Source organism: Acinetobacter sp. ANC 4218, assembly GCF_002135245.1.
Lineage (GTDB): Bacteria > Pseudomonadota > Gammaproteobacteria > Pseudomonadales > Moraxellaceae > Acinetobacter.
The window spans coordinates 88,524-99,948 of the sequence record NZ_NEGD01000012.1 but is presented as its reverse complement, the minus strand read 5'-3'; the positions used below and the strand labels follow the sequence as shown (position 1 = coordinate 99,948).

At 44.1% G+C, this 11,425-nt stretch carries 9 protein-coding genes; 3 read left to right on the top strand and 6 right to left on the bottom strand.

What is annotated here, in order from left to right:
• Positions 1-91: 91 nt before the first annotated feature.
• The 3 genes from B9T38_RS12735 to B9T38_RS12725 all read right to left on the bottom strand — a co-directional run bounded on the left by B9T38_RS12735 (position 92) and on the right by B9T38_RS12725 (position 2,747).
• Positions 92-1,048 carry an arsenic resistance protein gene (locus tag B9T38_RS12735; protein ID WP_004665958.1) on the bottom strand — a complete coding sequence of 319 codons (957 nt, stop codon included), beginning with the start codon at positions 1,046-1,048 and terminating at the stop codon, positions 92-94.
• A gap of 10 nt (positions 1,049-1,058) precedes the next feature.
• Positions 1,059-1,625 carry a recombinase family protein gene (locus tag B9T38_RS12730; RefSeq protein ID WP_004758168.1) on the bottom strand — a complete coding sequence of 189 codons (567 nt, stop codon included), beginning with the start codon at positions 1,623-1,625 and terminating at the stop codon, positions 1,059-1,061.
• A gap of 585 nt (positions 1,626-2,210) precedes the next feature.
• Positions 2,211-2,747, bottom strand: a complete 537-nt coding sequence (locus B9T38_RS12725; RefSeq protein ID WP_251992243.1) for a MerR family transcriptional regulator — start codon at positions 2,745-2,747, stop codon at positions 2,211-2,213.
• Between the two features lie 197 nt (positions 2,748-2,944).
• On the opposite strand from B9T38_RS12725, the gene B9T38_RS12720 reads away from it, so the two are divergent.
• The 3 genes from B9T38_RS12720 to add all read left to right on the top strand — a co-directional run bounded on the left by B9T38_RS12720 (position 2,945) and on the right by add (position 5,837).
• Entirely contained in the window at positions 2,945-3,295 is a 351-nt protein-coding gene (locus B9T38_RS12720) for a DUF3147 family protein (RefSeq protein WP_086197155.1), read from the top strand.
• 516 nt (positions 3,296-3,811) lie between these two features.
• Positions 3,812-4,513 carry a VIT1/CCC1 transporter family protein gene (locus B9T38_RS12715; protein ID WP_086197154.1) on the top strand — a complete coding sequence of 234 codons (702 nt, stop codon included), beginning with the start codon at positions 3,812-3,814 and terminating at the stop codon, positions 4,511-4,513.
• Positions 4,514-4,814: 301 nt separating this feature from the next.
• On the top strand, positions 4,815-5,837 hold the full coding sequence (gene add, locus B9T38_RS12710) for an adenosine deaminase (RefSeq protein WP_086197153.1): 1,023 nt from the start codon (positions 4,815-4,817) through the stop codon (positions 5,835-5,837).
• Between the two features lie 474 nt (positions 5,838-6,311).
• On the opposite strand, the gene B9T38_RS12705 is transcribed toward add, so the two are convergent.
• From B9T38_RS12705 to B9T38_RS12695, 3 genes are read right to left on the bottom strand one after another with little or no spacing between them, the layout of a single operon-like run.
• On the bottom strand, positions 6,312-7,439 hold the full coding sequence (locus tag B9T38_RS12705) for an ABC transporter permease (RefSeq protein WP_086197152.1): 1,128 nt from the start codon (positions 7,437-7,439) through the stop codon (positions 6,312-6,314).
• A 1-nt stretch (position 7,440) separates the two neighbouring features.
• Complete coding sequence (gene rbbA / locus B9T38_RS12700) at positions 7,441-10,197, bottom strand: ribosome-associated ATPase/putative transporter RbbA (RefSeq protein WP_086197151.1); 2,757 nt, start codon at positions 10,195-10,197, stop codon at positions 7,441-7,443.
• Positions 10,194-11,255 carry an HlyD family secretion protein gene (locus tag B9T38_RS12695; protein ID WP_086197150.1) on the bottom strand — a complete coding sequence of 354 codons (1,062 nt, stop codon included), beginning with the start codon at positions 11,253-11,255 and terminating at the stop codon, positions 10,194-10,196. Before B9T38_RS12695 ends, rbbA begins: the two co-directional genes overlap by 4 nt.
• Positions 11,256-11,425: the final 170 nt, after the last annotated feature.

The window sequence follows — 11,425 nt, the reverse complement described above, 5'->3', positions numbered from 1 at the left end:
AGCTCCCCCCCCTTTATTAAATTACTCGATGTAAGCGTGGGCTTCTGAATACTTTTATCTAACTATAACAACTACTTAAATGTTTAAATCTCTAGGTTTTGAATAGTCGAGGTATCAGACGAATATAGATTGGTAAAAAGCATAGTTCAACGATAGTCTGAGTCAAGATTACAGCAGGAATTATGGGCATACTTCCCGGAATTGCAAAAGCTAATGGAAGAATAACAAATGAATTTCTATATGATGCTGAAAAGGACACAGCACTAGCAGAGCCAGATTCTAATCGAAAAATACGAGCAATTATCCAACCCACGAATGGAGCAATAATGGCAAAAGAAATATAAATTGGTAAAGCTTGAAGAGCTGCACTTTTTGCAAGCCCAATTTGAGGCATAACTGATGCTAGGACGATAAACAAAACTAGGGCTGTGGCAGGTACAGGAAATAAGTTTAGGCTTTCAGCCACTTTTTCTGCTTGTTCATTTCTATTCCCAATGAACTGAACTATAGCTGCCATTGCTAAGGGTGCAACAATGAACCATACAAACGCATGGACAAAAGGACCAATTTCAACAAGCTGAGCTACCTCTTCTCCGAGGAGTACACCAAGATAAATTGGTAGTAAGATCATTTGGATAAGCAATAATACAGGTGTCATCGCAAGTAATAATCTTGCATTACCTTTCCCAACATGGGTGAAAGTAATCACATAATCAATACACGGTGCTAGTAGAACAAAAAGTACAGCTAAACGAATAAGTGGGTTTTCAGGTAAAAATTGTATTAGACCTGCCGTAATTAAAGGTAAGGCAATAAAGTTAGTAATAAGTAATGCAGAAATAAAACGTAAATTTTTTAATGCCTTGCCAATTTCTGCAATAGGTACTTGTAAAAAAGTAGCAAATAACATTAATGCCAGTGCAGGGTTAATCAAACTTTCTAAAATCGTCGCTCCACTGATGGTTAATCCAAAAATAACTCCGATAAAGATGGTACAGAAGTAGATTTTGACTTGATTATCTTCAAGAAAATTTCGAATATTTTCCATTTTAATTGAGTTACTCACTTGCTTTTAAATAGCGGTATACCGCCTGGCGACTAATTCCAAATGCCTGGCCTAATGCCATTTTTGAAGGGTACTTTCCTTCCTTCCATTCTTGTCTTAAAGCTTCAGCCTGTTCAGGTTTCAATTTATGTACACGCCCTTTGTACTTTCCTTGAGCAGAGGCCAGTTTTATTCCTTCTTTTTGACGCTCTAAAATGATCTCACGTTCGAACTGTGCAAAAGCGCCCATCAATTGCAGCATCAAATTATCCATCGGGGTAGATTGAGCAGTGAAAGTAATATTTTCTTTTACGAACTGGATGGCAATTCCTCGTTTGACCAGTTTATCTACTTCAGTGACTAAATCTTTTAAGCTTCGAGCAAAACGATCCATGGAATGTACAATCACCCTGTCCCCTTCCCGGACATAGTTCAACATTTCCTGAAATTTCGGTCGGTCGGTATTTTTACCCGAAGCTCGGTCAACAAAAATCCGGTCGATTTCAATTCCCTCAAGTTGACGTCCTGTATTTTGCTCGACTGAACTCACCCGGACATAACCTACTTTTTGACCTTTCACTCTTTCACTCCCCAATTGGATAAAAATGAACAATTTCGTAAATTATAAATCTTTAATATCAAAGTTACATGTTATATATGATTAAAAATCATTTAAATGATACATAAAATCCGGGACATTCTGAGTGTTGCTTTAGGGTATAGTCTAATTTAACAAAATCAACAAGAAGTTACTTTGATTTTTAAATCTATGGGCAAAAAATCATTTACAAACTCTCATACACAAAGTATGTTTATAAAACACAAAACTGAACCATGGTTTGTGTTCTCTAGTTTTAATGGTAATGCTTATTACCATTAATGAAGCGCCCAGTTTTTTAAATTGGGCGTTTTAATTTTCTAATTAATAATTAAAATTCAATAAATTTTGGCACTGTTGCAAATACGGATCTAAGTCGATGATATCCGATTCAAAAATAGCTTAGAGACCGAACACCCTGTTGATTAGACACATTTCACCCTGACAATGCCCATAATAAAATAACGAAGCATCGCCTTTTTTCTATCTAACTAAAAAGTATCTAAAAAATCAGTGGCTATTCACTCTATTATGTTAAATTGAGATTAGACTCAAAGAGAGGAAATGCTAGAGATTGCGAATCTGTGAAATTTCCTCTGGTGAAATTCCTAATGACTCTAAAAATTTCTGATGCTCTTCAGGCTCCATTTCCTCAAATTTCTGATGCCACTTCATCATATCTTCTTTTGATAAACCAGCAGCAGTCATAATTTCTACCCATTTCGCTTTATTCATGAACTTTTCCTTTAATAAAATTGATTTTTTTAATAACTCAATGATGGCTTTTTGCTGAACCCTTAAGTTATTAATCTCTTTCTCCAATGTCCTAAAATGATTTTCCAAGATTTGACCTTGGGATATGCTACACGGTTCTAAAAGCAAGCGGATATCTGAAATTGATAGTCCATAAGCGCGATAAGAGACTATACTTTTCAGTCGCTCGATCTCACTTTCACCGTACCATCTGTAACCATTTTCAGCTATAAATCTGGGTTTTAATAAACCCTGTTTCTCATAATAAAGAACGGTGGTTCTCGATAAATTGAGACTTTTAGCTAAGCGGGATACAGTAAGCATATTTTTTGTCATTCGTTCATTGTTCAATTAAGGTAAACCCTTTACTTATAGACAGGTCAATCTGGAAAAATGATTTATTTCACAAATTAAGGATACCCAAAGCACAGTCATTTTTATTTTAGGCTGACAGCTCATCATCGCTCCTCAGCCATCGATGAAATAAAACATGTAACTTATTTCAACCCGCTATAAAATAAAATTTTGATTAATTACAGGAAATGCACATGGTCTGGCTTATTGCTAAGTATGCGCTGACAGCTGGGATGGTGATACTCATTTCAGAAGTGGCCAAACGTAGTGACCGTTTAGGCGGGTTGATCGCAGCCTTACCTATTGTAACTCTACTGGTGCTGATATGGATGAAACTTGAGCATCAAGATCCACAGAAAATTTCAAATCATGCTTGGTACACTTTTTGGTATGTGGTGCCGACTTTACCGATGTTTTTAGCATTTCCCCTCCTGTATCAGCGTTATGGATTTTGGCCAGCTCTAGCCCTTTGTTGTGTAATGACCCTGGTTCTTTTCCTGGCATGGGCGGCTATCTTGCACCATTTCGGTATTGATTTAATGTAAAGGAGGAAACGATTACTCATATCGAATCAGGATGAATCCTTTTTTACGGAAATATTCATTGCGCTAAACCCCACAACATTAGGGATTATCAAAAACCTTATAGAAATCAGTAGATTTTTCAATATGCCCACTCTTTAGGTAATTGAAAGTGCAACGACATGATAGGAATAAGCATCCTTGGGAAACTGTATATACCAAACTCAGGCGTTTTTATTCCCCTCTTCTATGATTGCTCCCATCAAGCAGGAAAAGCATTCAAAAAATAGTATTGATTAGAGCTTAATTTTAAGATCTGAAGATTATCTGAATCTTAATTTGATCGCCAGTGAACAAAATACCAATGATATAAAGCCTGAATATGGATGCAGTTCTGGATTGACGAGTATTTAAAGCCAGTGATTCAAAATGGCAGGGATAGGTATAGATACGGATTTATATTCGCTATTGGCTGCTCAATTAAGATTTAGTCATCTTATATTGACTATAATCACATGGATAACAGCAAGAGAGTTTATTGTGCGTCATTCTTATCATATCGAAAAACATTATATTGAACGTGCTGGATGGTTACGTGCAGCTGTGCTGGGGGCAAATGACGGGATTATTTCAGTCACCAGTCTGGTGGTGGGAATTGCAGCCAGTGGTGCATCTACCCATACCCTATTGGTGACGTGTATCGCCGGATTGATTTCTGGGGCTGCATCAATGGCTGCGGGTGAATATATTTCGGTTAAATCCCAGCAAGACATTGAACAGAATGATCTGGAGATGGAACAACGTGAACTACAACGCCATCCCGAACATGAATTAAATGAGTTAAAAAATATTTATATACAACGCGGATTACAACCCACTTTAGCTGAAGAGGTTGCCCGCCAGCTGACCGCACATAATGCTTTAGATGCCCATGCTCGTGATGAAATTGGTATTTCAGATCATACCTCTGCCCAGCCCTTTCGTGCTGCGTTTTCTTCAGCTACTGCATTTACAGTCGGTTCACTCTTTCCTTTAATTTCCATTATGCTGCTGCCTGAGCAATATTTAGAGAAAGGCGTGATGCTGATTGGGGTATTAAGTCTTGGCATTATGGGTGCACTGGCCAGTTATGTAGGCGGAGTCAGCATCTGGAGAGGCTCAATCCGGGTAATGCTTTGGGGCATTATCGCGATGTTATTCAGCTCTTGGATCGGATCATTATTTAATGTGAGCGTGGCATAAGAGCGTTTTTTATATGTTCTGCACTCTCTCCATGATGGATTTGATATCCTCACCACCCTTTAAGGACGGTGATTCCTACTGCTAGATTATGCCTAAGCACAAGTATGTTCTTAGCACTGTTCAAGTCCATCAGCGGGGATAGAACAATACTCCATAACCCATTCAATAAAGGCTTATCTCTTTTAAAATATCGCCTTCACTACGGCATATATGACTAAGCAGTAGCCGAATGAATCCACTTGCGATTATGCTGTGAGGACATCACACTTTTCTGACTGGATAAACCCTTAGGTGAATAATAATGATTGATAAAAATATCCCGCTCACCGATTTACACCGCCACCTAGATGGCAACATCCGTCCGCAAACCATTTTAGAACTGGGGCAGCAATTTCAGATTCAACTGCCTGCCAACACCCTGCCTGAACTACTGCCGCATGTTCAGGTCATGGATAATCAGCCCGACCTGCTGAGCTTCTTAAGCAAACTGGACTGGGGCGTGAAAGTCTTGGGTGATTTGGACGCCTGCCGCCGTGTCGCATGGGAAAATATGCAAGATGCAGCACAACAAGGTTTGGACTATGTCGAACTGCGCTTTTCACCCTTTTATATGGCGATGAGCCATCAACTTCCATTGGCTGGCGTAGTCGAAGCCGTGATTGATGGCGTTCAGCAAGGCAGCCGTGACTTTGATCTTCCTGCTAAGCTCATCGGTATTATGAGTCGTACCTTTGGGCAGGTTCGCTGCCAGCAAGAACTGGATGCCTTACTGACTCATCGTGACCGGATTACCGCACTAGATTTGGCAGGTGATGAACTGGGCTTTCCAGGGGAACTGTTTATTGATCATTTCAAGCAAGCTCGTGATGCAGGCTGGCACATCAGCGTCCATGCAGGCGAAGCTGCAGGTGCAAGCAGTATTTGGCAAGCGATTCAAACCCTCGGTGCAACCCGTATCGGGCATGGGGTGAAAGCTGTGGAAGATGCAAAATTGCTGGATTATTTAGTTGAACATCAGATCGGGATTGAGTCCTGCATTACCTCAAATCTGCAAACCAGTACCGTTGCCGATATTGCTCAACATCCGCTTAAAACCTTTCTTGAACATGGCATTTTAGCCACGATTAACAGTGACGATCCTGCGGTTGAAGGCATTGATATTCAATATGAATATTTACACGCAGCACCACAGGCAGGCTTGTCCGAAGCACAAATCCGACAAGCGCAGCAAAACGGTTTGAGCATCGCCTTTTTATCCGCTCAGGAAAAACAGCAACTTCAAGAGAAAGTATCGCAGCGTAACGCCTTTTCAGGAATCAATTAACCACTTACTCTACTATAGCTAATTACTTAATTTAGCCGTACGCCAAAAACCTTATAGAGTGGATTAAAACCCGTCTAAAGTATCTATATCCTCACCGTTATAGAGAAAAATTATTAAAAATATCAAAAAAACTATCAGCCTGTTTTTGTTTATACGAACCATATCTACTTAGGAATAACAGCATTTTTAAGATTACTTTAAGATCATTAGCTTACATTGAGTCATACCCTCTAGAACGACCTCGTTCAACCGACTTAGAAACAAGTCGGTTTTTTTATGAGCATTTTGACACTTTCTGCCAATAAAAAGGTTATTTTTTAATCAAATTTGGAATTTTTTCAATGTTCCCGGCCTTCCCAGGGCAAAAATTATCCCCAATTTCTGTGGACAACTCATGGGATAAAAACAAAACTGTGTTTACGGGCAACTTAGGGATATTTAAAAATATTGATATTTACCCGCTACTGGTTATGCTCAGGTCATGGTATGGATGGTATCCTTAAAACGTTTCCAGGCCACATAGAAAAACAGCACGGCAATTCCAACCAGCCAGAGAAACGACGGCCAAACGATATTCAGCCCGGCATTTCGATACAGAATGGCTTGGGCCAGTTCAACAAAATGCGTAGTCGGGGCGATCAGCATCAGATACTGCAATACCTCTGGCATGCTTTCCCGCGGTGTCATCCCACCTGAGAGCATTTCCATCGGGATCAGAATCAGCATCATCAATAAACCAAACTGTGGCATCGATTTCGACATGGTGGCCAGATAAATGCCCATCGAGGTAGTGGCAAACAGGGTCAATAATGCCCCAAAGAAGAAGAGCAACAGGTTCCCTTCAATCGGAACCTGCAAGGCTAGCTGTACCACTAGTTTCAGCCCTGCAAAAGCCGCAATCAATACCACCAGACTCATGGACCAGACCTTGGACATCATAATTTCAAACACCGTGACCGGCATCACCATCAGGTGTTCTACCGTGCCGTGCTCACGCTCGCGAATTAAAGCTGCTCCGGTCAGAATGATGGACAGCATCGCTACGTTATTGATGATTTCCATGACACTGCCAAACCATTTCTGGTCCAGCAAGGGGTTAAAGCGGGCACGCATCTCCAGTTCAACCGGCATGCTGCTCACTTCCCGGCTATGCAACACATATTCACTGACTTCGGACTGAATAATCTGCTGAATATAGCCAGCCCCGGTCATTGCCTGAGACATGCGCGTGGCGTCGACATTCACCTGAATCGCCGCTTCTTTTCCTGCAAGCACATCTTCCTCAAAATTCACCGGAATATTTAGAGCAAAGGTAAATTCCCCAGCATCCATTCCGGCATCCATATAATTCAGTTCAGTGCTTTGTGGAATAAAATACGGTGGATAAAATGCCGAGGTAATTCGCTCGGACAAGGTTGAATGATCTTCATCTACAATTGCAATCGGAGCCATGTTCAGGCTATCGGTCATGGCGGTGGCTGCCGTATAAATTGCCACAGTAAAGGTGTAGATGATCAGGATCAGCATGACCGGGTCACGCCATAGACTCCACAATTCCTTGCAACCGAGCTGGTAGATATTCTGTATTTTCTGACGGAACATCCTAGGACTCCTGTTTTTTTAGCGCCAGGATTGCCGCACACATAATGACAGGCACTGACAGCAAGATTACCCAAAGAGACTGATGCAAGTCCTGAAAACCTAAAGCTTTGTTAAATACGCCACGGCTGATATTCACCATATGTGTAGCAGGATAAATCCCACCAAACCAGCGGCCAAATCCTTCTAGCGAGGAAACCGGATTAATAATACCGGCAAACTGCATCACCGGAATCAGCGTACCCAGCATCACCAGAAACATCGAGGCAATCTGGCTTTTGGTCAGGGCGGAGGCCAATAAACCCGTGCCTGTAGAAAAAATGATAAACAGGAAGGAAGCCAGGGTCAGGGTCAAAAAACTGCCTTTGATCGGTACATCAAACATCACCACAATAATCAGGCACATCAGGACATAGTTCAGCATGGCCAGCACGACGTAGGGAATCTGTTTGCCGATCAGGAATTCACTACGGGTGACCGGGGTGACATACAAATTCACAATCGAACCCAGCTCTTTTTCCCGCACCACAGACAGCGCTGTCAACATAGCCGGAATCAGCAGGATGAGCAGCGGAAATAAGGCCGGTGCCATTGCAGGCAGGCTCTTGATATCCGGGTTATAGCGGAAGCGGGTTTCAACATTGACTGTACTCGATATTTTATACCCGCTTTGCTCCAGCGCCTGCTGCATCAACCAGTGTGCATGAATGCCCTGTACATAGCCCTGAACCGTCTCGGCACGCTGGGGCATGGCACCGTCGATCCAGGCACCAATCTTGACATTTTCGCCTCGGGCCACATCTCGGGCAAAACCGGGCGGAATCTCGATAGCTAAAGCAATATCGCCGCTACGCATGCGCTGGTCCAGATCATCATAACTTTGCAAAGGTACCTTTTCGACAAAATAAGGCGAACCAGCGATACTCATGTTGTAGTTCTGGCTTAGCCCGGTCTGATCCCGATCCAGCACAGCAAAAGTCAGACCATCCACATCCATGGTGATGCCATAACCCATGACAAACAGCAGGATAATTGAGCCGACCAGCGCCATGGTGGCACGAATCGGATCACGAGCCAACTCTAGGGATTCACGCCAAGCATAACTAAGCAGCCGTTGCAGACTGAATCGGCTGGATCTTCTTTGCTGCGTCTTGAGGGGCAGATGATCGGCTGAACTGCTTTCCTCCTGTTCTTCCGCTACAGTCTGGCTGCCCGCACCGGCATCTAGCAGATAGCCAATAAAGGCCTGTTCCAAAGATACAGCCTGCCGGTTTTTCATCAATTGAGCCGGCGCGGCACTGTCCAGCACCCGTCCGGCATGCATCAGCGACATGCGGTCACAGCGCTCGGCTTCATTCATGAAGTGGGTGGAAATAAAGATGGTGACCCCATCTTTGCGCGATAGAGTGATCAGATCATGCCAGAACTTATCCCGGGCAATCGGGTCTACACCGGAAGTTGGCTCATCCAAAATCAGAATTTCCGGATTATGCACCAGTGCCACCGCCAGTGACAGACGCTGCCTGATCCCTAACGGCAAATCGTCAGGCAATTTGTCTTTCAGCTCCATCAGGTCAAAACGCTGCAACATCTGCTGCACACGTGATGCGATCTGCTCTGCCGGCACATGAAATAACTTGGCATGCAACACCAGATTCTGAATAATGGTCAGTTCACTATAGAGTGAAAAGGATTGCGACATATAACCGACACGCCGACGGGTGCCAATATCACTGCCTTGCACCGGCTGTCCGAACAGCCAGGCCTGCCCTTCCGAAGCTTCAAGCAATCCGGTCAATACCTTCATGGTAGTGGATTTACCACAGCCGTTGGAACCCAGGAAACCGAAGATTTCACCACGCCGAATCTGGAAATTAACATGATCCACTGCGGTAAAGTCACCAAATTTGACCGTCAGATCCTTGGCTTCCAAGGCATAGCCATCTGAACCATCATTCGCTAAAGGTGGAATCACCACCGGTTCATAACCCTGTTTCTTTTCCTCCGGTAAAAGCTTGATGTAAGCTTCTTCCAGGCTATGGCTATCCGTCTGGGCCAGCAACTGTTGCGGTGTACCCGTTTGCAGGATGCTGCCTGCATCCATCATCGCCAGCCAGTCAAAGCCCTGCGCTTCATCCATATACGCCGTGGCAACAATGACACTCATCTGTGGACGGACGTTACGAATACGGTTGATCAATTCCCAAAATTGCGCACGTGCCAAGGGGTCAACCCCAGTGGTGGGCTCATCCAGGATCAAAAAGTCCGGATCATGAATCAGGGAGCAGCACAGGCCCAGTTTCTGCTTCATACCGCCGGACAGTTTCCCAGCCGGACGATCAAGGAAGTCATACAGCCCCGTGCTTTTGGTCAATGCATCAATACGTTTTCGGCTTTCTGCAGCATTGTGCCCAAACAGACGGGCAACAAACTGTAGGTTTTCTTCAACCGAAAGGGTTTTGGACAGATTTTTACCAAGTCCTTGTGGCATATAGGCGATATGTGGACAGACTTCTCTGCGGTGCTTTCGGTCAGCAATATCGCCACCAAGCACCATCAAGCGGCCTTGCTGAACCACCTTGGCACCAGCCAGCAATGCCAGCAGGCTGGATTTTCCCACGCCATCCGGACCGATCAGACCAATCATGCAAGCCGCAGGCAATGACAGGGAAATGTCCTTTAAGGCCTGGGTTTTGCCGTATTTCAGACTGACCTGCTGAATGTCGGCAACAATCGTATCCTGTACAGATGCTGCTGTCATGATTTAACCAGATGGCTTAGAAATGCAGGCCAAGGTGCATTCTTGTCAATTTTGATATAGGCTACACCCGGAAGACCAGTTTTGACTTGCTGGATGTATTTCTGCAACAACACTGGATCAATTTTTGCCTTAATACGGAACATCAGTTTCTGACGTTCACTTTCAGTTTCCACCGTCTTCGGCGTGAATTGCGCAGTATCCGCGACAAACGATACCTTGGCAGGAATCACCACATTTTTGGCCGCATCAAGTACGATACGGACTTCAGTACCTATCGCGATATGTCCAGCCACGGTTTCCGGCAGAAAGAAAGTCATATACACATCAGACAAATCGATCAGGTTCATGACCCGTCCACCTGCCGAAATCATTTCACCCGGCTGTGCCACCAGAAACTGGACACGTGCCTTCAACGGTGCCTTGAGCTGGGCGTCTTCAATATCGAAATTGATCCGCTCGATTGTGGCCTTAATGGCATCGACTTGCGAGTGTGCACTCGACACCTGGCTGCGCGCGGCCACAATCGCACTTTGTGCACTGTCCACTTGTGCTCTTGCCGCACTCAGCACGGCTGCAACACTTTTGACATCAGCACGCTCATCATCCAGCTGCTGTTTAGAGACTGCCCCGTCTTTGGCCAAAATTTCGGTTCGTGCTAGACGATTTTTAGCAGCGACCAGTTCGGTTTCACGCTGCTCGACCATAGCTGCAGCTGCCGCTTTTTCACTGATACGCATGGCCACCTGGGCTTCTGCGGTCGCAATGCCATCCTGTGCCTGACGCTGCTGGGCCTGAACTTCACGCAGCTGTGCTTCTAGTGTAGAGACTTTAATGCGTGCCAAAACCTGGCCTGGTTCGACAAAATCGCCTTCCTGCACCAAAATTTCTTCCAGCTGACCAGACAATTTACTGGAGATATTGATTTCAGTCGCCTCAATCCGTCCATTACCACTGACTAAAGCCTTTGTATCCGGCTGGTTCATGTTTTTCCAGACCAGATAGGCCACCAGCCCCAGAATCACTACTGTACCGACCAACGTGAGTTTCTTCATATTCATGTGCGTTGTTACCCAAATTTTATTCTAAAGACATTTTTGAAAATTATTTTATTACCGTCATGTCACCTTCAATATGAAGCACAAGGTGGCACTGAACCAAAGAAAGCTATTTTTCAGTTTTCATCAATTGCTGTTCAGTGCGGTCGCCTAGGTTGTGTACCCCCTCAGGA

Bases quoted from the DNA above. Each gene is read 5' to 3' on its own strand.
- B9T38_RS12735 (WP_004665958.1), bottom strand. From the start codon at position 1,048: ATGGAAAATATTCGAAATTTTCTTGAAGATAATCAAGTCAAAATCTAC.
- B9T38_RS12720 (WP_086197155.1), top strand. From the start codon at position 2,945: ATGGTCTGGCTTATTGCTAAGTATGCGCTGACAGCTGGGATGGTGATA.
- add (WP_086197153.1), top strand. From the start codon at position 4,815: ATGATTGATAAAAATATCCCGCTCACCGATTTACACCGCCACCTAGAT.
- B9T38_RS12705 (WP_086197152.1), bottom strand. From the start codon at position 7,439: ATGTTCCGTCAGAAAATACAGAATATCTACCAGCTCGGTTGCAAGGAA.
- rbbA (WP_086197151.1), bottom strand. From the start codon at position 10,197: ATGACAGCAGCATCTGTACAGGATACGATTGTTGCCGACATTCAGCAG.
- B9T38_RS12695 (WP_086197150.1), bottom strand. From the start codon at position 11,255: ATGAATATGAAGAAACTCACGTTGGTCGGTACAGTAGTGATTCTGGGG.